Source organism: Devosia sp. YR412, from assembly GCF_900110945.1.
Taxonomy (GTDB): domain Bacteria; phylum Pseudomonadota; class Alphaproteobacteria; order Rhizobiales; family Devosiaceae; genus Devosia.
Genome location: NZ_FOFL01000001.1, coordinates 355,898 through 377,339 on the forward strand (window position 1 = coordinate 355,898; position 21,442 = coordinate 377,339).

19 protein-coding genes are annotated in these 21,442 nt (G+C 63.7%); 13 read left to right on the top strand and 6 right to left on the bottom strand.

The features are described 5' to 3' along the window. Positions 1 to 34: 34 nt before the first annotated feature. The 4 genes from BM045_RS01755 to BM045_RS01770 all read right to left on the bottom strand — a co-directional run bounded on the left by BM045_RS01755 (position 35) and on the right by BM045_RS01770 (position 5,553). On the bottom strand, positions 35 to 2,713 hold the full coding sequence (locus BM045_RS01755) for a bifunctional diguanylate cyclase/phosphodiesterase (RefSeq protein ID WP_170848327.1): 2,679 nt from the start codon (positions 2,711 to 2,713) through the stop codon (positions 35 to 37). Positions 2,714 to 2,808: 95 nt separating this feature from the next. Next, the gene (locus BM045_RS01760) at positions 2,809 to 3,588 is read right to left on the bottom strand and encodes a DeoR/GlpR family DNA-binding transcription regulator (RefSeq protein ID WP_092179281.1); all 780 of its coding nucleotides are present in this window, start codon (positions 3,586 to 3,588) and stop codon (positions 2,809 to 2,811) included. Then, complete coding sequence (locus BM045_RS01765; RefSeq protein WP_092179282.1) at positions 3,585 to 4,133, bottom strand: gamma carbonic anhydrase family protein; 549 nt, start codon at positions 4,131 to 4,133, stop codon at positions 3,585 to 3,587. Before BM045_RS01765 ends, BM045_RS01760 begins: the two co-directional genes overlap by 4 nt. Positions 4,134 to 4,143: 10 nt before the next feature. After that, on the bottom strand, positions 4,144 to 5,553 hold the full coding sequence (locus BM045_RS01770; protein ID WP_092179283.1) for a protein adenylyltransferase SelO: 1,410 nt from the start codon (positions 5,551 to 5,553) through the stop codon (positions 4,144 to 4,146). A gap of 93 nt (positions 5,554 to 5,646) precedes the next feature. Between BM045_RS01770 and BM045_RS01775 the strand changes: the two genes are divergently transcribed. Further along, the gene (locus BM045_RS01775) at positions 5,647 to 6,330 is read left to right on the top strand and encodes an HAD family hydrolase (RefSeq protein ID WP_244522842.1); all 684 of its coding nucleotides are present in this window, start codon (positions 5,647 to 5,649) and stop codon (positions 6,328 to 6,330) included. A gap of 487 nt (positions 6,331 to 6,817) precedes the next feature. Beyond that, a complete protein-coding gene (locus BM045_RS01780; protein WP_170848328.1) occupies positions 6,818 to 7,690 on the top strand; it encodes a cell wall hydrolase in 873 nt (290 codons plus the stop codon). Positions 7,691 to 7,991: 301 nt separating this feature from the next. Here BM045_RS01780 and pckA read toward each other — a convergent pair whose 3' ends face one another. Next, positions 7,992 to 9,584: a phosphoenolpyruvate carboxykinase (ATP) gene (pckA, locus tag BM045_RS01785; RefSeq protein WP_092179284.1), complete on the bottom strand. Its 1,593-nt coding sequence runs from the start codon at positions 9,582 to 9,584 to the stop codon at positions 7,992 to 7,994. A 235-nt stretch (positions 9,585 to 9,819) separates the two neighbouring features. Between pckA and BM045_RS01790 the strand changes: the two genes are divergently transcribed. The 11 genes from BM045_RS01790 (at position 9,820) to tsaE (ending at position 20,960) form a co-directional block, all read left to right on the top strand. Continuing rightward, the gene (locus BM045_RS01790; RefSeq protein WP_092179285.1) at positions 9,820 to 10,536 is read left to right on the top strand and encodes a response regulator transcription factor; all 717 of its coding nucleotides are present in this window, start codon (positions 9,820 to 9,822) and stop codon (positions 10,534 to 10,536) included. 8 nt (positions 10,537 to 10,544) lie between these two features. Then, entirely contained in the window at positions 10,545 to 12,356 is a 1,812-nt protein-coding gene (locus BM045_RS01795) for a sensor histidine kinase (protein WP_244522843.1), read from the top strand. 9 nt (positions 12,357 to 12,365) lie between these two features. Continuing rightward, positions 12,366 to 12,836 (top strand): HPr kinase/phosphorylase, encoded by a 471-nt coding sequence (locus BM045_RS01800; RefSeq protein ID WP_092179286.1) that lies wholly within the window; start codon positions 12,366 to 12,368, stop codon positions 12,834 to 12,836. Positions 12,837 to 13,014: 178 nt separating this feature from the next. After that, on the top strand, positions 13,015 to 13,416 hold the full coding sequence (locus tag BM045_RS01805) for a PTS sugar transporter subunit IIA (protein WP_092179287.1): 402 nt from the start codon (positions 13,015 to 13,017) through the stop codon (positions 13,414 to 13,416). A 58-nt stretch (positions 13,417 to 13,474) separates the two neighbouring features. Next, the gene (locus tag BM045_RS01810) at positions 13,475 to 13,783 is read left to right on the top strand and encodes an HPr family phosphocarrier protein (protein ID WP_092179288.1); all 309 of its coding nucleotides are present in this window, start codon (positions 13,475 to 13,477) and stop codon (positions 13,781 to 13,783) included. Between the two features lie 93 nt (positions 13,784 to 13,876). Next, on the top strand, positions 13,877 to 14,227 hold the full coding sequence (locus tag BM045_RS01815) for an endonuclease domain-containing protein (RefSeq protein ID WP_092179289.1): 351 nt from the start codon (positions 13,877 to 13,879) through the stop codon (positions 14,225 to 14,227). Positions 14,228 to 14,625: 398 nt separating this feature from the next. Further along, complete coding sequence (locus tag BM045_RS01820; RefSeq protein ID WP_139198673.1) at positions 14,626 to 15,597, top strand: autotransporter outer membrane beta-barrel domain-containing protein; 972 nt, start codon at positions 14,626 to 14,628, stop codon at positions 15,595 to 15,597. 61 nt (positions 15,598 to 15,658) lie between these two features. Then, a complete protein-coding gene (locus tag BM045_RS01825; RefSeq protein ID WP_092179291.1) occupies positions 15,659 to 16,174 on the top strand; it encodes a DUF2937 family protein in 516 nt (171 codons plus the stop codon). Positions 16,175 to 16,271: 97 nt separating this feature from the next. After that, positions 16,272 to 17,672 carry an adenosylhomocysteinase gene (gene ahcY / locus BM045_RS01830; RefSeq protein ID WP_092179292.1) on the top strand — a complete coding sequence of 467 codons (1,401 nt, stop codon included), beginning with the start codon at positions 16,272 to 16,274 and terminating at the stop codon, positions 17,670 to 17,672. Positions 17,673 to 18,150: 478 nt separating this feature from the next. Beyond that, complete coding sequence (locus BM045_RS01835) at positions 18,151 to 20,544, top strand: sensor histidine kinase (protein ID WP_170848329.1); 2,394 nt, start codon at positions 18,151 to 18,153, stop codon at positions 20,542 to 20,544. Beyond that, positions 20,544 to 20,960 (top strand): tRNA (adenosine(37)-N6)-threonylcarbamoyltransferase complex ATPase subunit type 1 TsaE, encoded by a 417-nt coding sequence (gene tsaE / locus BM045_RS01840; RefSeq protein ID WP_092179294.1) that lies wholly within the window; start codon positions 20,544 to 20,546, stop codon positions 20,958 to 20,960. Before BM045_RS01835 ends, tsaE begins: the two co-directional genes overlap by 1 nt. Here tsaE and BM045_RS01845 read toward each other — a convergent pair. Continuing rightward, positions 20,957 to 21,442 (bottom strand): DUF1810 domain-containing protein, encoded by a 486-nt coding sequence (locus tag BM045_RS01845; RefSeq protein ID WP_092179295.1) that lies wholly within the window; start codon positions 21,440 to 21,442, stop codon positions 20,957 to 20,959. The two genes, tsaE and BM045_RS01845, sit on opposite strands and share 4 nt — an antisense overlap.

Consider the following 21,442-nt stretch of genomic DNA (forward strand, 5'->3'; position numbering starts at 1 on the left):
GCAGCATGCACGGTGGGGGCGATTTGAGAAGGGCTCAGGAGGCCTTGATCCAGGCGCGCGTCGTCAGGAACGTTTCGAGGTCCTGGGCGCTGAGCGGGCGCGAGAAGGCAAAGCCCTGCAGGATATCGACGCCGAGGTCGCGCAGGATGGCGGCATGTTCCATGGTCTCGACGCCCTCGGCGATGACTTCGATGCCCATGGCCTTGCCGATTTCGACGATCGAGGCCAGCAACTGCCGCTGGCCGAGATCGACAATGATCGGTTCGACCAGCTGGCGGTCGATCTTGAGGCGTTTGGGGCGCAGCTTCTGGAGCGAGACGATGGAGGCATAACCGGTGCCAAAGTCGTCGATTTCGACATCTATGCCGAGTTCCTTGATCTGGTCGATGTTCCAGCCGATCACGGCATCGCCCTCGTCCAGATAGATGGATTCGACCAGCTCGAAGCTGATGCGGCCGGGCTCGATATCGAGTTCGAGCAGGCCCTTGATCAGGTCCTCGTCATGCAGGCGGCGATGGGAAACATTGACCGAGGCGCGCGGCACGTTGAGACCGAGTTCGTCCCAACGATCCAGCGCTTCAAGCGCCCGGGCCAGCACGATCCGGTCGATGGTGGCGACGACATTGAGTTCTTCGGCAATCGGCAGGAAGGCGGCGGGGGGCTTGATACCATCGATCGGATGCTGCCAGCGGGCCAGGGCCTCGACGCCGACCACTTCGAGCGTATGGGCGTCGAACTGCGGCTGGAACCAGGCGACGAATTCGTCGCGCTCGAGGCCATTGAGGATTTCGTCGGCGACGCGCTTGGTGGTGACCACCTCGGCCTGTAGCGCTTCGGAGAAGAATTCATAGCGATTGCGACCGCGGCCCTTGGCGCGATAGAGCGCGATATCGGCATTGATCAACAGGCGCTGCACGTCGAGCGTCTCGCCGCGATCGGCGGCAATGCCGATGCTGACGCCGAAGCGGCACTCATGGCCTTCGTATTTGACCGGCTGGCGCATCTGCCGGACGATCCGCTCGGCCAGGGCGCCGAGATAGAAGTCGCCATCTTCGGCGCTGGTCAACACGACAAATTCGTCGCCGCCGATGCGGGCGACGAAGTCGTTGTAGCTGCAATTGTCGCGCAGCACGGCGCTGGCATGGATCAGCATGGCATCGCCGGCCGCGTGGCCCAGCGTATCGTTGATCTGCTTGAAGCGGTCGAGATCGACATGCAGCATGGCCATGCTGCCGCTGCCATGATAGCCGCCGGCCGCCTGTTGCTTGAGCATATCGTCGAGGTAACGGCGATTGGGCAGGCCGGTCAGGCTGTCATGGAGGGAATTGTGCTCGATGCGCACGCGGGCCGCTTCGAGCTCGCGATTGCGCGCCTCGGTGAGGAGCGTGGCGTGGCGCAGTTCCTCGTTGAGCAGCACGTCGGCCGTAACGTCCCAATTGACGCCGACGACACGTTCCGGCTCGCCCGGCTCGTTGAACAGCGCGCCCATCGAGCGGATGTGGCGAATGCTATTGTCCGAAAGCTGAACCCGATATTTCGACTCATAGCGGCCGGTAGCGATCATGCGGCGGAAATCGGCCTCGGCGCGCTGCTGATCCTCGGGATGCACGGCCGCCTTCCAATGGTCGTGGCTGCGCGCGCCGCCATTGGGATCGAGGCCATAGAGCTCGTTGGTGCGGGCGTCCCAGGTTTCGTCGCCAGTGGAAAGATCCATCTCCCAGACGCCGATCTTGGAGACGTCGAGCGCCAGTTCCAGCCGGCGCGAAATCTGCTCGAGCTCGGCTTCACGCGATTTGAGTTCGCGGAAATGGCTCTGCCGTTCACCCAAGAGGCGCCCGGTGATGGCAATGGGCAGAAGGATCAGCGCGCCGGCGATCACCATGGCCAGGCGCAGCAACAGGGTATTGCTCGGAGCGCTCTCCCAGCCGCCCTTGGGCGTAGCGGCGATTTCCCAAGTGCCGGAAGGTAGTGTGATCGATGAGCGAACCGGGCTTTGCGCTTCGAGATCGGGGCCAAAGAAGCGGGTCGCGGGCAGGCCGACCGTGTCCTGGCTGGAAATCGAAATGTCGACACCCAGCCCGCTGTCGAGCAGACCGCTATCGGCATAAAGCCGGCCGACATCGACCACGGCCGAGACGACGCCCCAGAAATGGCGGCCATAGAGTGTTTCGGTATAGACCGGGAAGCGGCCGATGAAGCCGCGTCCGCCCTGCACCAGCTCGACCGGCCCGGCCAGCACCAGCCGGCCGCTGTCGCGGGCCCGCAGCACCGATGGGCGCTGGGCGGTATTGGTACGGTAATCGAGGCCAATGGCCTTTTCATTGCCGGCCAGCGGATAGATCATCGAGACCTTGAGGTCCGGCGCTGCCGCGATCAGGCGCAGCTGGCTGTGTTCCTTGAAGAGATTGGCGACCAGCGCCGAAAAATGCCGCTGGTCCATGTCGGGCTGGGTCGACAGCGTCGAGATCAGGCCGCGCACCAGCTGGAAATTGCCGTTGATATTGCCTTCGAGCTTGGCGCGGATCAGCGAGACTTCGGCGACAACGCCGGCCCGGGCGCGCTCCTGGTTGAGCACGCTGTTCTGCTTGTCGAGGAAGACCCCGCCAATGACCAAAACGACAAGCGCCACCAGCGCTGGCACCAGCGTCGGCCGCAGCCAGCTCAGTCGATGATCGTGCGAAGGTTTGGTTTTCTGACCCACGAGAACTGCCATCGTCAGCCCCCAATGACCGACCGGCCAATACTGCACGGATGGAGTTTATGTTTGGCTTATCAAAGCAGTGACTTCGCCGCGTGGTTAGCGCTTGGCTAATCTACGGGGTTTTCCGTAGTCTCGATCAAGTCGACGCCGGCGGCTCTACAATGAGCGCGAAAGGTCTCGGATGGACAGGCGTCGGTGACGAAGGTCGTGACCTGATCCACGCGAGCGATGCGCACTGGGGCTGAGCGGGCGAACTTGCCCTGATCAGCGACGAGGATGACATGGCGCGCATTGGCGATGATGGCCTGGGCGACCTTGACCTCGCGATAGTCATAGTCGAGCAGGGTGCCCTCTTCATCCAGCGCCGAGGCGCCGATCACCGCATAATCGACCTTGAACTGGCTGAAGAACCCGGCCGCCGCCTCGCCGACAATGCCGCCATCGGAGGGACGGACCACGCCGCCGGCGATCACCACTTCAAAGCGCGGGTAGACCCGCATGCGATTGGCGACATTGATATTATTGGTGATGACCAAAAGACCCGAATGATCGAGCAGCGCCTGGCTGACCGCTTCGGTGGTGGTGCCGATATTGATGAACAGCGACGCATCATTGGGGATCAGGGCGGCGGCTGCCTTGCCGATGGCATCCTTGGCCTCGGCGGCAATGCGGCGGCGGGCTTCATATTCGAGGTTTTCGACGCCGGAAGGCAAGGTGGCGCCGCCATGCACGCGGCTGAGCAGGCGCTGGTCGCAGAGCGTGTTGAGATCCTTGCGGATGGTCTGCACCGAAACGGCAAAATGAGCCGCCAGCGCATCGACGGTGACGCGGCTCTGCTGGCGGGCCAGTTCGAGAATGGCATGCTGCCGCTCAGAAGTGTCGCTCATGCCGGCTCGAAGTCTCCGGGGGTGACGGTGGTGAGGCCCATGGCAAAGCGGCGGGCATTGCGCACATAGCGTTCGGCCGAGGCGGCCAGCGCCTTGACGCCCTCGGCGTCGATCTCGCGCACCACCTTGCCGGGCGCACCCAGCACCATGGAATTGTCGGGGATGACCTTGTTTTCGGTGATCAACGCATTGGCGCCGATCAGGCAGTTTTTTCCGATTTTGGCACCATTGAGCACGGTGGCGCCCATGCCGATCAGCGTGTTGTCGCCGATGCTGCAGCCATGGACCACGGCGCCATGGCCGATGGTGACATTGTCGCCGATGGTGAGCGGATAGCCGCTATCGGTGTGCAGCACGCAGTTTTCCTGCACATTGGTGCGGGCGCCGATGGAGATGCGCTCGATATCGCCGCGGGCCACGACGCCGAACCAGATGCCGGCGTCGGCACCGACCACAATATCGCCGATCAGTACCGCTGTCGGGGCGACCCAGCCCACGTCAGGGTCGATCTGTGGGGCGAGGCCATCGAGGGCGTAAATCGGCATGGTTTCCTCCTCAGGGCGTGACGGAATAGGCTTGCCGCATCTGGGCGATTTCCGCCAGCGCGGCGTGAAACAGACCCCAGTCATCATGCTCGGCAATTGGCGCCCAGATGGCTTCGACCTCGTCGATCAGCATGGTGCGCGGCGTTTCGCGGGTGAAATAGGCGTGGTCGAGATTGAGATCATCGGCGGGGCCATAGCGTTCGAGCCCATTGGCGACCGGGCGGAAGGCCTCGCTGGCATAGTGCTGGGCCGAAGGGCTGTGCGCCGCGCGTTCGGCGCTCAACCCGCCGCCGCGCCAGTCGAAGAAGAACTGCTCATAGGGCGCCTGGCCGGCGGAGAGGAAGCCGAACAGCGCGGTGACGAAGGCGCCATCCGTCTCGACATCCAGCGGCTTGAGGCCGAGGCGGCGCAGCATCTGGCGCGGCAGTTCGGCGCGGAAGATTGGCCAGACCGTGTTGAGGGCGGGTTCGAGCGCTTCAATGCTGGACAGGGGCAGCAGGCACTCCGCAAGACGCGTCAGGTTCCAGGCCAGGGCGTCGGGTTGGTTGCCGAAGCTATAGAGGCCGGTTTCGTCGAAATAGGCGGCGGTGAACTTTGGGTCATAGGCCGGCAGGAAGCGCCAGGGGCCATAGTCGAAGCTCTCGCCGGTGATGTTGATATTATCGGTGTTCAGCACCCCGTGGATAAAGCCCGCGGCAATCCATTGCGCGCCGAGCTTTGCCACCTTGGCGACGACGGCTTCGAGGAAGGCCACGGCCTTGTCCGGCGCGTCGCCGAGCTCTGGATAATAGGTGGCCACGGCGTAATCCAGCAGCTGTGCCAGGCTCTCGTGGTCTTCGAGATAGGCGAGGCGCTGGAAGGTGCCGATGCGGATATGGCTGTGGCTGAGCCGGGTCAAAACTGAGGAGCGGGTGGGCGAGGGCTCGTCTCCGCGATCGAGCTCCTCGCCGGTTTCGACCAGCGAAAAGCTCTTGGAGGTGTAGACGCCCAGCGCTTCCAGCATTTCTGTCGCCAGCACTTCGCGCACCCCGCCCTTAAGCGTCAGGCGGCCATCGCCGCCACGCGACCAGGGAGTGCGGCCCGAGCCCTTGGTGCCGAAATCGAGCAGGCGATTGTCGGCCAAGTCATGTGCCTGGGCAAAGAGGAAGCCGCGACCATCGCCGAGGTCGGGATTGTAGCTGCGGAACTGATGGCCGTGATAGCGCAGCGCCAGGGGCTCGGGCAGCGAGCCGGGCAGGGGCTCGAAACGGCCGAAATGGGCAAGCCACTGATCGTCCGTCAGATCATCAAGGCCGAGGCGCTTGGCCCAGCGCTGGTCGCGGTGGCGCAGCACGGTTTTGGGGAAGTCGGCCGGCTTGACGCGATCGAAGAAGGCGTCGCCGAGCGACAGGTGGTTCTGGGCGGGTTTGAAATCGGACATGACGCTTCAACGCTTACCTTGATCTGCTGTTGCAACCCAGCCTTTCGACAGCTCTCCTAGCAAGTCGCGCCAAATCGCCCTATATCGAGCGGGATGAAATCCCAGAGCGACATCCTGCGCCTTGCGCCCTTCGAGGCCGTCATTTTCGACATGGACGGCACCCTGCTCGATACGGAGAGCGTGTTCAAAACCATCGTCTTCGAGGTCTGCACCGAGCTGGGCTTCGAAATGACCGACGCCGTGCATATGTCGATGGTCGGCGGCAGCCACGAAAACACCAATCGGCTGCTGCTCGAATCCTATGGTGTGAGCTTTCCCTATACTTTGTTCGACGAGCGCTGCCGCGTCATCATGCGCGAACGCAGCCATGGCGGCGTGCCGGTCAAGCCCGGGGCACTGGAACTGGTCCGGGAACTCAACGAGCGCAAGATCCCGACGGCGGTGGCGACCTCGTCGCGCAATCCGCATGCCCAGCATCACCTGACGGCGGCGGGCCTGTTCGACCTGTTCGAAACCATTGTCACCCGCGACGATGTGGTCAATCCCAAGCCGCATCCCGAGCCTTACCTCACGGCGGCGCGCCGGCTGGGCGTCGATCCGCTGAAATGCCTGGCGCTGGAAGACAGCCATGCCGGCGTGCGGGCGGCCCATGCCGCCGGCATGCAGACGGTGATGGTGCCGGACCTGGTGCATCCGAGCGAAGAAATTCGCGCGCTGGGCATTGCCGTGATGGAAAGCCTCGATCACGTGCGGCTGGCGGCGTTCGATCGGCACTGAGGCTGCTGCGCCATCCCCACCCGACCCTTCGGGGCCACCCTCCCCACAAGGGGAGGGATAAGAAGCATCGAGTTCGCTGGACGCGGACTTCCCTCTCCTTGATGGGGAGGGATTGAGGGTGGGGTGAAGCCCCAAGCACCAGACATCGCGTCTTGCCAACACCTCTCCACAACAATCCCAACCAACCCCCGCGTTAATCCATAAACTTTTAGCGTCGCGCTGAAGGCTTGCTTCACTACGCCTCAAGTCCATAAAATTATTGGGTTTTCTTCCGGCACTACGTAGATTAACCCTAACTTAACAAGCTAACGGCTATGGTTAAGTAGTCGTAAATTCCGGCTTCCCACGTTGCGCTCCCTTGGATAGGGTGCAGCCGGAAGTGACGAAGGACCTGGGCATGCAGGTCCGGACGAAGACCCGCCGGATATGGCCGGACGGGTTCAGGGGTAAGGACGGGGCATTGGGGCAGAGCTGGCGGAATAGTGCTGTGCGTGCGGTTTCGCATGTGCTTGCCTTCGGAGCGCTCGCGCTCGTTTTGTTCATCACGCTCGTTCCTGCCCACGCCCAGACGCTTCGCGTCGCCGATGTCACCCCGCTTCAGGTTCCCGCCGATCTCGCTACCCTGCGCGCCCAGCCGGCCATTGGCCCGACCGTGGTCGGTGTTGCCCCCGGCCAGCAGCCGCTGACCCCCGCTCTGCTTGCTAATTATGTCGCGCGCCAGAACGAGCTGCGCGCCGTCGACGTGCTGGGCCTGCAGGTGCCAGACGAGCTGACCTCGGACGTGCTGATGGGCTACATCGCCCGCGGCTCGATCAACGACAACAGCGCCGTCTCGGCCATTGCCAGCTTCACCAGCCCGACCCGTCGCCCCGAGCCGGCGCTCAATACCTCGATGCTCGCTGCTTACGTCGAAACCAGCTACCAGCCGCTCGAACAGCGCCTGCAGCATGCCGATGCCGAGCGCGATTGCCTGGCACAGGCCATCTATCACGAGGCCCGCGGCGAGAGCGAAGCCGGCCAGCTGGCGGTGGCCAATGTCATTGTCAACCGCGCCCGTTCCGGCAAATTCCCGGCAACGCTCTGCGGCGTGATCTACCAGAATGCCGACAAGGGCTTCCACCGCTGCCAGTTCACCTTCGCCTGCGACGGCCGTACCGACGCACCGGGCGAACGCCGCGCCTGGGCCCGCTCGGCTGACCTGGCGCAGTCGGTCTATGCCGAATTCGCCCTGGGCGAACAGGTTGGCGCCGTGCCGGGCTCGGCGCTCTACTACCACACGACCAATGTGAGCCCCTCCTGGTCGAACACCTACAATGCCGTGGCCGAAATCGGCTCGCATATCTTCTACGCGCCGAACTGAGGCGCTGAACTTTCCGACATTGTGATGTGATGAGGCGCCTGGGGTTTGCTTCGGGTTGCAGGGGCGTGTGTGCGGGGTAGTGACAGCTTCGGTGCAAGCGGCTCCCCCTCCACCGCCCTATGGGCGGTCCCCCTCCCCCGCAAGCGGGAGAGGATTCCTGACTGCGGGCACAGATGATTGGGGTGGCTTCCTCTCCCGTTACGGGAGAGGGGGACCAAGCATAGCGTGGTGGAGAGCGGCGCCACGCGTGCTGTTCTTGCCGAGGCTCAAATGAAAAAGGGCGCCTCGCAGCGCCCCTTCGTTATTCCGCGGCCTGCGCCATCCTTGGCCCGGGCGCCGCGTTCGCCGCATCGCCGAATTTCTCGAAATTGGCGCGGAACAGGCCGGCGAGGTGCAGGGCCTGCCTGTCATAGGCTTCGGCATCGGCCCAGGTCTGGCGCGGCGTCAGCAGCTTGCTATCGACGCCGGGGACGGCGAGCGGCACTTCGAAACCGAACAGCTCGTCCACCCGCATTTCGGCATTGTCGAGCGAGCCATCCAGCGCTGCGGTGAGCAGGCGGCGGGTGGAGGCGATGTCGATGCGCTTGCCGACGCCATAGCCGCCGCCGGTCCAGCCGGTGTTGATCAGCCAGGCGGTAGCGCCGCTGGTTTGCAGCTTGTCGGCCAGCATGTCGCCATAGACCGTGGGGTGCAGCGGCATGAAGGGGGCGCCGAAGCAGGCCGAGAAGGTGGCCTGCGGTTCGGTGACGCCGCGTTCGGTGCCGGCCACCTTGGCGGTATAGCCGGAAAGGAAGTGATAGACGGCTTGTTCGGGTGTCAGGCGCGCGACCGGCGGCAGGACGCCGAAGGCATCGGCGGTGAGGAAGACCACAGTTTTGGGCGTGCCGCCGACGCTGCCCTTGGCAATGGCCGGCAGCACATGGATCGGGTAAGCCGCGCGGGTATTTTCGGTCAGTGAGACGTCGTCGAACTCGGGCACGCGCGCGCCATCGAGCACGACATTCTCCAAGACCGTGCCGAAGCGCTTGGTGGCGGCAAAGATTTCGGGCTCGGCTTCCGGGCTGAGCTTGATGGTCTTGGCATAGCAACCGCCTTCGAGATTGAAGACGCCATCCGCGCTCCAGCCATGTTCGTCATCGCCGATCAGTGGGCGATCGGGATCGTTGGAGAGAGTGGTCTTGCCGGTCCCCGAGAGGCCAAAGAACAGGGCGGCTTCGCCATCCTTCCCAAGATTGGCCGAGCAATGCATCGGCAGCACGCCCTGGCGTGGGGCGTGGAAATTGAAAAGCGAGAACACCGACTTCTTGATTTCACCGGCATAGAGCGTGCCGGCGACGACGACGATGTTGCGGCTCATGTCGAGCGCGATCAGCGTCTCGCTGCGGCCGCCGTGGCGGGCCGGGTCGGCCTTGAAGCGCGGGGCATGGACGATGGTGACGGGCGTCGCGCCGCTACCGGCCTCTATGCCTTCGCCGGGACGAATAAGCAGGTTGCGGATGAACAGGGCATGCCAGGCGCTGGGGGTCAGGACGGTGACGCCATACTGGTGGCGCGGATCGGCGCCCGCGAGCAGGTCCTGCCGGAAGGCGGCGACGCCACCAAAGGAGGCCACGGCATCCTCGAGCAGCAGGTCGAACTGGGCCGGGCTGATGGCGCCCGCATTATCCCACCAGACGCTGTTTTCGGTCAGCCCGTCACGGACGATGAACTTGTCTTTCGGCGAGCGGCCGGTGAACTGTCCGGTGCGCACGCTGACGGCGCCATCGACGGTCAGCTCTGCTTCCTCACCCTGCACGGAGCGTGCAACCAGCACGGGCGCGATGTCGTTGAGCGACAGCGAGCCGGCCCGGGCGGCAATCTGGCTCCTGAGGGTCTCATGGTCGAACTGGGTCATCGCAATCACTCCGTCGCATGCGCGGCCAAGGTGCCGCCTGCTGTGGAGTTGAAAATAGAGTGCGAATTCGTGCCTCAACCATCCCGAAATCGGTCGTAAGACTGAAGTCGCATCGCGTCGCAACAGCGCACCGCCCTTGGCCGCGCCTTATTTAATGCGTATTTGTCCCCTGCAAGCGTAGTTCACGGCCAATAGTGCCGCCTGTTTGCAAGCGTCCGAACAAGAAAGGCAGCCCATGCCAAAAATCGCTCTGGTCGATGACGACCGTAATATTCTCACTTCCGTGTCGCTGACGCTGGAGGCCGAAGGATATCAGGTCGCCACCTATACCGATGGTGCCTCGGGCCTTGAGGGCCTGACCACGGACAAGCCCGACCTGGCTATTCTCGACATCAAGATGCCCCGCATGGACGGCATGGAACTGCTGCGCCGCCTGCGCCAGAAGTCCGATGTGCCGGTGATTTTCCTGACGTCCAAGGACGAGGAAATCGACGAGCTGTTCGGCCTCAAGATGGGCGCCGATGATTTCATCACCAAGCCGTTCAGCCAGCGCCTGCTGGTTGAGCGCGTCAAGGCGATCCTGCGCCGCTCCGCCCCGCGCGATCCTTCGGCTCCCGCTGGTGCGCCGGGCGAACCCGGCACGGGCAAGGCGCTGATCGAGCGCGGCTCGCTGGTGATGGACGAAGAGCGCCATACCTGCACCTGGAAGGGCCAGCGCGTCACGCTGACCGTCACCGAATTTCTGATCCTCCAGGCGCTGGCTTTGCGGCCCGGCGTGGTCAAGTCGCGCAATGCCCTGATGGATGCGGCCTATGACGATCAGGTCTATGTCGACGATCGCACCATCGACAGCCACATCAAGCGGCTGCGCAAGAAGTTCAAGGCGACCGACGACGACTTCGAGATGATCGAGACGCTGTATGGCGTCGGCTATCGCTTCAAGGAGCAATAGGCGCGAAAGTGGCCATTCTCGATCCGGATCAGGCATCCCAGCCCGACGCAGACCAGCAATGGCGCGCGCCGGGGGCGGACACGGCCGTCCCTGAGCCGGAGACCCTGAGCAAAGCCAATCGCTGGCGGCTTCTCTTGGCGCCCTTCTACAAGCTGTCCAATGCCGTGGTGCGGTTCCTCAACTTCACCATTTTCTCCAGCCTGACCCAGCGCATCATCGTGCTCAATCTGGCGGGTCTCCTGGTGCTGGTGGTGGGCATCCTCTACCTCAACCAGTGGCGCGCCGGTCTGATCGATGCCCGCGTGCAATCACTGCGCGTGCAGGGCGAAATCATCGCCGCCGCCATCGCCGCTTCGGCGACGGTGGATAGCGACGTCATTTCGATCAACCCTGACCGCCTGCTGCAGTTGCAGGGCGATGGCACGGTGTCGTCGTTGAGCTATTTCGATCCGACGCTGGAATTTCCGATCAATCCGGAGCGGGTGGCGCCCCTCTTGCGCAACCTGATCACCCCGACCCGTACCCGCGCCCGCATCTATGATCAGGGTGGGCTGATGATCCTCGATAGCGACAATATCTATGCGCGCGGCGAGGTGATGCGGACCATTATCGAGACCAAGCGCGACGACTTCTTCCTGTGGAACTGGTGGAACGCCGTGCTGAGCTGGGTGCCTGGCGATAATTTCCCGAAATACCAGGAATATGGTGTCGACGAAGGCGCCCGCTATCCTGAGGTGGCGTCGGCGCTGAGCGGCGCGCCGGCGGATTTCGTGCGCGTCGATGCGCAGAACCAATTGGTGGTGTCGGTGGCCGTGCCGGTGCAGCGGCTTCGGGCCGTGGTAGGCGCCATCCTGCTGTCGACCGCGCCGGGCGATATCGATTCCGTGGTGGCGCAGGAGCGCTGGAGCATTCTGCGCATCGCCATGATCGCGGCGGGCGTGCAGATCGCGCTGTCGCTTTTGATGGCCGGCACCATTGCCGGACCGATGCGGCGCCTGTCGGAAGCCGCCGAACGGGTGCAGACCGCCGGCAATGCGCGCGCCGAAATTCCCGACTTCACCGATCGGCCCGACGAGATCGGTCATCTGAGCGGCGCTTTGCGGCGCATGACCGACGCGCTCTACAACCGCATCGAGGCCATCGAGCGCTTTGCCGCCGACGTGGCGCATGAGCTGAAAAACCCGCTGACCTCGCTGCGCAGCGCGGTGGAGACTTTGCCGTTGGCCAAGCGCCAGGAGGACAAGGACCGGCTCAACGACATTATCCAGCACGACGTCAAACGCCTCGACCGGCTGATCACCGATATTTCCAGCGCCAGCCGGCTCGATGCCGAACTGGCGCGAGAGGGTTCGGAGCGTGTAGATGTGGAGAAGCTGGCCGAGGCAATGGTGTCGATCCAGAAGGACATGGCGCTGGGGCGCGGCGTGACCGTCGTCATGGACAAGCGCGCCGGCAAGGGCGCTGCGGTAATCAATGGCCACGAAAGCCGGCTGGCCCAGGTGTTCGCCAATCTAATCGACAATGCGGTGAGCTTTTCGCCCGAGGGCGGCGTGGTGCGCGTGGCGCTATCGACCGACCCTGAGCAGATCGTCGTTACAGTGACCGACGAGGGCCCCGGCATTACCGGCGATTTCGGCAAGATTTTCCAGCGCTTCTACACCGACCGTCCCGACAGCGAGAGCTTTGGCGACCACTCGGGGCTGGGGCTCTCCATCTCCAAGCAAATTGTTGATGCGCATAAGGGAACCATCAAGGGTGGTAACCGTACAGACCGCTCCGGCGCGGTGTTTACGATTGTCTTGCCGCGCGCCCGCAAATAGATTGGCGGCATGAGCAAGCCAATCAACGTGCATGGAACGGGGCTTCTTCTGGGCGACACCGGAATTTTGCTGCGTGGGCCTTCGGGTGCGGGCAAATCGGTTCTGGCCATGACTTTGCTGGATCGCTGGGAGGGCAGGGGCCTGCCGGCCTTCCTCGTTTCCGACGATCGGGTCGATCTGCAGCTCGCTGGCGGTCAACTCACCATGCTGGCGCCGGATCGCCTGGCCGGGCTGATCGAATTGCGCGGGCGCGGGATCGTCAGCCGGCCACATAGAAGTCCGGTCCCGCTGCATCTCGTCATCGATCTGGTGCCCGATTTGGTGCGCATGCTGGAGGAAGACCAGATGGTGACGGAACTGGCTGGAACCAGCGTGGCGCGGGCGCCGGTGCCCTATGGCGACGTCATCAGCCTGGGTCACCAGATGCTGCTGGTGATCGAGGCGATTTCGGCATTGTCGCGCTCTTCCACGGTACCGTGACAAAAAACCACTTGAATCCCAGCGGCTACGAGCCGAAAATGGCCCATGCTCGTCCTTCTGGGCCGGGTTCGGGTTCACTTTGCTGGCGCTTCGCCGGCCGGGTGGACAGGGGGCAGAATTTGCTGGAATGCCGTGGGCGCCGCTGTGGTGGCGTGGCTCGGCAGGCTGGGGACGTTGCATGATTGGTCTGGTTCTGGTGACGCATGGTGCGCTTGCCAATGAATTCAAGTCGGCTCTCGAGCATGTCGTGGGGCCGCAGGATTTCTGCGAAACCATCGCCATCGGTCCCGATGACAATATGGAAAACCGCCGCAACGACATCCTGGCTGCTGTCGACCGCGCCGACGACGGCGCCGGCGTCATCATCCTGACCGACATGTTCGGTGGCACCCCCTCCAATCTCGCCATTTCCGTGATGCAGAACCGCGAGGTTGAAGTCATCGCCGGGGTGAACCTGCCGATGCTGGTCAAGCTCGGCCGGGTGCGCAGCGACATGGCGATCAAGGATGCGGTGAACCTGGCACAGGAAGCGGGGCGGAAGTACATCACCGTCGCCAATTCCATCCTGGGTGCGGGTTAAGCATGGCTCCGAAAAGTGCGACGCGGTTTTCGGTTAAAGCCATGCGGGGTTCTGTTTGATGGACGGGACCGGCGCCGGCCGGGCAGTTGCCCAGCAACTGACCATCGTCAACCGCAAGGGCCTGCACGCCCGCGCCTCGGCCCGCTTCGTGCGCACGGCCGAATGCTTTGACGCCACTGTTTCCGTCATCAAGGACGGCTCGTCGGTCAATGGCAATTCCATCATGGGTCTGATGATGCTCGGCGCCGGCCCCGGCTCGACCATCCTGGTACAAGCCAGCGGCAAGCAGGCCCGCGAGGCGCTGGAAGCGATCGTCGAGCTGGTGAACAACGGCTTTGACGAGGATAGCGACGGGGTTGCGGGGTAGGGCCTCGTAACCTGAAACGCCTTGGTGACTGGATGTATTCCGTGCACAGGGCGGCCTCCCCTCCCCCTTGTGGGGAGGGATTGAGGTTGGGGTATGAGCGTCGAACGGGCACGCCAGCTTCGCAAGATCATGCCAGCGCCAGAAGCAAAACTCTGGAATGCATTGCGCGCCCTCAAGCCGCTTCATCACCACTTTCGTCGGCAAGTTCCGTTTGGGCATTACATTGCCGACTTCGCCTGTCATCGCGCCAGGCTCATCATCGAAGTGGATGGCGATACGCATTTCTCCGACGCTGGGCAAAAGCACGACAGGGTTCGTGATGCCTTTCTATCGGCCGAAGGTTATCGAGTGCTGCGCGTCACCAATCTGGATGTTATGCGGAATATCGATGGGGTGATTGAAGTCGTTCTTGCGGCGCTCGAACAAGCGTCATCCCCGAGATAGTGCGCAACCCTCCCCCCACCCGCCCCCTTCGGGGCCACCCTCCCCACAAGAAGGAGGGATGAGCAAGAGCCGAGGCACCGAGCGTCGGCTTCCCTCCCCTTAATGGGGAGCGATTAGGGGTGGGGGGATGGCTAGGCGCCGGGCCGAAAGTAAACAAACCCTTTCCACAAACGCCTCGACCATCCCCCTCAGCTCATGGCTCCCTTGAACCGCTGGGGGTGGATCATGACAGGGATCGGCGCGACCATGGCGCCATTCCTTAGGGGATGAGCGGGGAGCCAGCGTCAGTCCTGGGGCTCCCTTGATGGCCGGTCGCGTGCTTTGCCGCGGCCGTGCGGGCCGTGACAGGGACGATTATGGCGAAATGGTTTGGAGCAAGGCGCGGCCGCGGGCGGTCGTTGCTGCTAGGTGTTGTCGGCTTTTTGCTGTGCGGTCCCGTCGGCATGGCGCAGGGCCTGCCAGACCTGAGCGATGCGCTGGCGCGCAACCAGCAGATACTCGCCAACCTGCCGACGGCAGCAGATCGCAGCGATCGGCTGCGCGGGGTGATCGAGGTTCCCAAAACGCCAGAGCGCTTCATGAAGGCGCTGCCGGGCATTATGTCGGGCACGCCGATCCCGGTGGCGGCGTCGCTGGCTGCCTATGACAAGCTGGGTGGCAACCAAAAACCGCGGCTCTATGACCTGTGGCTCAAGGGTCGGTCGACGCTGTTGGCCGAGCTGGGCGGTGGCGAGCGGCGCGACGTGGTCAGCACCGGCGGAGATTATCTGGTCAATGACAGCCTGCTGCTGGGCGGCTTCGCCCAGACCGATACGCGGGCGGCGTCGCAACTGGCCGGTTGGAGCCTTGGCGGTTTCGGCACGGCGCGGCTGTCGGAGAATTTCTATCTCGACCTGCTGGGCGCCCGTGGTGGTGCCGGTTCGTGGAGCGAGGACGAGCGTGAGACTGCCAATTGGCTGATGACCACGGCCTTTTCCGGCAAATGGCAGTTCGATGAGTGGAGCTTTAGGCCGCAGGCGCGGGTGAGCTATTTTGCTGCCCATGCCCCGGCTTTGCAGGATTTGGATGGCGCCCTGGTCGAAGCGCAGCGCCGGGCGACCGGCGAGCTAGCCCTAGGCCCCAGCGTCACCTATCGGCTGGCCACGGTGGACAATGTGGTGTTCACCACCGGGCTCAAGCTCGACACGGTGACCAAGCTGTCGCTGGATGATGCGCTGGCGGTGGATGGCCTGCGCAGCGGGCTGGAGGGCACGCTCAATGTGGAACTGCCCAGCGGCACGCGCTGGAAATCCTCGTTTGGCTATCAGGGCATTGGCGGGGAGAACCGGCGCTTCGATGCCAAGGGCACGCTGACCGTGCCGCTGCGCTAGAGCCTCTTCATGCAACCGTAACCGCCAGCGGCTCATTCTCCCTGCACAGCAGGAGCAAATCATGCGGCGAGCGATTGCGGGAATTGGCGGGCTGGGACTGGCCGTGGCGCTCAGCCAGTTTCCCGAATATGCCCAGCAATATACCCAGCGCCTCGGCGGCGCGGTGGACGAGCTGCGCATCATCACCCAGCGCTTCGACAGCGAAGCGGCCGATGCCGGGCTTGATCGGCAGCAGGCTTTGCAGCGCTATGACAGTGCGACCGACGGCTTCATCGTCGGCCGTGGGGTGAGCGAGGCGGCCAATTTTGTGCGGCTCGAACAGCTCAGCGCCATATTGACCGAGATCCAGGGCGCCGGGCCGGTGGAGCGCTTCCAGTCGCTGCCGGCCTATCTCGATACCGATATCGGCCAGCGCACGCTGGAAAATTACAAGCCAGCAGTGCCGGTCACCATGGAGGGTATTCTCTACGCCGGCGGCGGCTTTATCCTCGGCTATCTGATCCTCTCGGGCCTGTGGCGCTTCGGCGCCATGCCGTTCAAGAGCCTGGCAAAGCGCCGCTACGCGGCTTATCGCTAGCTAGATATAAACATTTCTTTATGTCTCCGGTTGATCCGGACCCGGGCCTTGCGTATAGCAAGGGTAACGTCCCTCGTCTGCGCTCCGGAGCCATCACATGACCACCCATTCGACCGACTTTGCGGTCAAGGACATTTCCCTCGCCGCCTTTGGCCGCAAGGAACTCGACATCGCCGAAATCGAAATGCCCGGCCTGATGTCCATCCGCGCCGAATATGCCGCTGCCCAGCCGCTCAAGGGTGCCCGCATTGCCGGCTCGCTGCACATGACCATCCAGACCGCCGTGCTGATCGAGACGCTGGTCGCGCTTGGTGCCGAAGTGCGCTGGGTCTCGTGCAACATTTTCTCGACCCAGGACCATGCTGCTGCGGCCATTGCTGCCGCCGGCATCCCAGTGTTTGCCCACAAGGGCGAGACGCTGGAAGAATACTGGGATTTCACCGACCGCATGATGGACTGGCCGGGTTCGACGCCGAACATGATCCTCGACGATGGCGGCGATGCCACCATGTACATCCTGACCGGCGCCAAGGCCGAGAAGGACATTTCCATCCTCGACAAGCCGGGCAATGAGGAAGAGGAAATCTTCTTCGCCACCATCAAGCGCCGCCTGGCCAAGAACCCGACCTTCTTCTCGACCATCCGTGCCGCCATCCGCGGCGTCTCGGAAGAAACCACCACGGGCGTGATGCGCCTCTACCAGCTGCATGCCAAGGGCGAGCTGCCTTTCCCCGCCATCAACGTCAACGACTCGGTTACCAAGTCCAAGTTCGACAACAAGTACGGCACCCGTGAATCGCTGGTTGACGCCATTCGTCGCGGCACCGACGTCATGCTGGCCGGCAAGGTCGCCATCGTCTGCGGCTATGGCGACGTGGGCAAGGGTTCGGCTGAATCGCTGCGCGGCGCCGGCGCCCGCGTGCTGGTCACCGAAGTCGACCCGATCTGCGCCCTGCAGGCCGCCATGGAAGGCTTTGAGGTCGTGACACTCGAAGACGCCGCCGAGCGTGCCGACATCGTCGTTACCGCCACCGGCAACCGCGACGTGCTGATGGTCGATGACATGCGCAAGCTCAAGGACATGGCCATCGTCTGCAATATCGGTCACTTCGACAACGAGATCGACGTGCTCGGCCTGCGCAACTTCAAGTGGACCAATGTGAAGCCACAGGTCGACCTGATCGAAAAGCCCGATGGCAAGCGCCTGATCCTGCTCTCCGAAGGCCGCCTGGTGAACCTGGGCAATGCCACCGGTCACCCGAGCTTTGTCATGTCGGCCTCATTCGCCAACCAGACCCTGGCCCAGATCGAACTCTGGACCAATGGCGAGACGCTTGAGAAGAAGGTGCATGTGCTGCCCAAGCATCTCGACGAAAAGGTCGCCGAACTGCACCTGGCCAAGCTGGGCGCCAAGCTCACCAAGCTGACCAAGGACCAGGCCGACTATATCGGCGTGACCGTCGAAGGCCCGTTCAAGAGCGGCGAATACCGCTACTAGGATCGGCTTCATTGATGATGGCGCCCGCGGTTTTGGCCGCGGGCGTTTTTGTTTGGGGATAACTCGGCGCCGACCGGGCGACCCTCCCGGGCGCGGCCCTGATGGCCTTCGTGGCGCAAATCGCGGCGCGGACTCAATTTGTCCGGCAGGGCGTTTCGAAGCGTTGCTGCTTCGTTCTCCGGTCAATCCCAGTTATGTATCCTTTGCCCGCAATGCACATCCATTAAGACTCTTTTAGCGGATTCATCGTGCCGGTATGGTCAGGGTGATTCGGTTGCCGGGGGCGCGCAACTGTTTCGGAGATGGCTGGATTCCCTAGGGACTCCGCGTTTGGCCATCTCGTTTGAACACCGCGTATCGGTTCTTTTTGGAACCGGGCTGGCAACCAGATTTTTGACCTAGAGGGCAGCGCATGGCGCCGGATCACTTCCGGAAGCATTGGGGATTCGCAACACTTGCGGCAGCCCCACTTACTCTGATGACGGCGGCTCCGGCCGTGGCGCAGGGTGTGACGCCATCCAGCCTGGCCGGGGCCGCGCCCCTGGCCATTGCGGTCGGCGCCGGTGCTTTCGCCATACTGGCCATGAGCGTGGTGCGCACCATGCTGGCCGATGGCAAGGCGGCCCGTCGCCAGGCGGGCGAACAGATCGCCGGCCTGCGCGCTATGGTCGATGAATATGAAGCGCTGCTCTCCGGCTCGCGCGAAGTCACCGTGCTGTGGACCGAAAGTAGCGATGGCGCACCCAAGCTTTTGGGCCAGTCTGCAGCAGTCCTGCCGATGGGCCGGCATCCCGAAAGCGTGCTCAATTTCCCCTCCTGGCTCCATCCCAATGACGCCGACAAGCTGGCGCGGCTGCTGGAAGACCTGCGGGTGCACGGCCATGCCTTTGCCGTCAGCATCACGGCGCTCGACGGCCGGCTGATCCGCGCCAATGGCTGGGTGCTGGGCGGCGGCGCGGCGCTGCGCCTGCGTCCCGCCTTTTTGCAACCCGGCGCCGAGCCGACTTTGGTGGCTGCTGCCGCAACCGGCGATGTCGGCAGTGTGCGTGCCGTGCTGGCCGCCCTGCCGCAGCCGGCCTTTGCGCGCGACAAGGCCGAGAGACTGGTCTATGCCAATGCCGCCTATCTGCAGCTGGCCAAGGCGGTCGGCAAGCATGGCAGCGAAAGCGCGCCGCCTGAGCTGCTCGATACGCCGCAGCTGCGCCAGCATCTGCAGACCTGCGCGACAGGCGACAGGATCGGCACCACAGCCTTGGCCTGGCCGGGTCTTGGCAGCTACCAGCTGGTGGAATTCCCGATAACCGGCGGCCGTGCCGGTTACCTGCAGGCGGTGGAAGACGAAACCGCCCGCCCGGCTGCAACGGGCCTTGCCCATGTCGGCGGCATTATCGGCGCGCTGACCACGCCGATCGCCATTTTCAATGCCAAGCGCGAGTTAGTGCAGTTCAACGAGGCCTATGCCAGCCTCTGGCATCTGAGCCGCGCCTTCCTCGTGCCCGGCCTCGACGAGCGCGCCATTCTCGACAAGCTGCGCACCGAGGGCATGTTGCCCAATCAGGTCGACTACCAGACCTGGCGGACCAAACATCTCGAAAGCTATGCCCGCAAGGCGCCGCATGAGAATGAGCCCTGGCATCTGCCGGATGGCCGTTCGATCAAGGTGATTTCGGCCCCGGCGGGCGCGCAGGGCGGGGTGATCTATGTCTTTGAGGACATTACCGAACGCCTCAAATTGGAATCGACCAACAAGGCCTTTTCCAATGTGCAGCGCGAAACCATCAATGCGCTCTCCGAAGCCGTGGCGGTGTTTGGCACCAATGGCCGGCTGACGCTCTCCAATCCGCGGCTCTCGACGCTGTGGAAGCTGCCGGCCAATGAGCTGGGCCGCAATCCGCATATCGACCAGATCGCCGAGGCCTCGGGCCGCGCCATTCCCGAAGACGGCGCCAGCATCTGGCGCGATCTCAAACGCGGCATCATCGACCTTAACCCGACCCGCTCGGACCAGACGGGACGGCTGAACCGCTCCGATGGCCGGCTGCTGGATTATGCCATCACCCGCCTGCCCGACGGGCAGACCATGATGACCTTCCTCGATGTCACCGAAAGCGCCAGCTATTCGAAAGTGCTCAAGGAGCGCAATGATGCGCTGGTGGCGGCCGACCTGCTCAAGGACGCCTTCGTCGAGAATGTCTCCTATGAACTGCGCTCGCCGCTGACCAATATCATCGGCTTTGCTGACCTTCTGGCCGGCACCGAGGGCGGTACGCTCAACGAACGGCAGCGCTCCTATATCGACTATATCCGCGCCTCCTCGGTGACCCTGGGCGTGCTGATCGACAATATCCTCGACCTCGCCTCCGTCGATGCCGGCATTGCCGAACTGCGGCCGGAATTGCTCGATGTCTTCACCCTGGTCGACAAGGCCAAGGCTGGGCTCTCGGCGACCTTCCCGGAAATTTCGGGCGAAAAGCCGATCAATCTGGTGGTCGATATCGAGGACGGCATGCCGCCGTTTATCGCCGACGGCACGCGCATCGTGCAGGTGCTGTATAACCTGCTCTCCAATGCCGCACGCTTCTCGCCGCCGGGTGGCGAAATCCGCCTCTCGGTCAGCCATCGCGCCGAGCGCATGCTGTTCATCATCGAGGACGAGGGCCCCGGCGTCACCGACGAAATGCGCGCCGCCATCCAGACCCGCATCGACACGCCTTCTGGCCGCCAGCGCGGCGCGGGCCTCGGGCTCGCCATCGTCAAGACCTTCGTCAACCTGCATGGCGGCACCATCATCGCCGAAAAGCGCGAACCGCGCGGCTCGCGCATCGTCGTCAACCTGCCGCGCGACAGCGCCATGGCCGGCGTCGCCGAATAATGGCGCGGCTGCTGGCAGATGATGACGCCACGGCGGCCCTCGGGGCCGAGCTGGCAGCGACGCTGCAGCCCGGCGATCTGGTGGTGCTGGAGGGTGACCTCGGGGCAGGCAAGACCGCGCTGGCCCGTGCCATCATCCGGTCGCTGACCGGTGATCAGCGGATGGATGTGCCATCGCCGACCTTTGCTCTGGTGCAGCCCTATGACACGCCGAAAGGTCCGGTGCTGCATGCCGATCTCTACCGGCTCGGCGATCCGCGCGAGGTTGATGAACTGGGCCTGCTCGACAATCCTGATGCGATCGTGCTGGTCGAATGGGCCGAGCGGTCGCCCGAGATTGTCGCGGCCGCCACGCTGACCGTGGCGCTGTCCATTCCGCCCGGTGGCGACGGCCGGCTGGTGACGCTGACCCGCTAGAGCAGGTCGAGCGTTGCCTGGTCTTCCCGGCTGCGGAAGAAGGCGCGCAGGGCGCGGCTGAACAGCGGCTCACCCGCGTCGGCACGATGAAACAGCGTCATCGACGAGTGGAATTTGAGATCATCCGGCGTGCTGAAGATCTGCACCAGGTTGCGCGGCGCCGGGCCGCCCGGACCATGCAGCAAAACGCTTTCGGTGCATTCGCGCAGGCGGCCGCCAAGGATCGGATGGGCCAGATAGGCCTCGGCCTGTTTAAGGTTGTCGATGGCGAAATGCCGTGAGTTGGCGGTGCGGCCCAGCCCGGCGATCTGCGGGAAGATGAACCACATCCAATGTCCCCGCTTGCGGCCGGCGCGCAGCTCGCCCAGCACCTGCGGATAGACCAGGTTCTGCGCTTCGAGAAACTTGCCGATAAAGGCGCCGCCGCCGAAGGATCGGCGTGGCGCCAGGGCGTTGGATTGGCCGAAGGAGAGCTGGCGCAT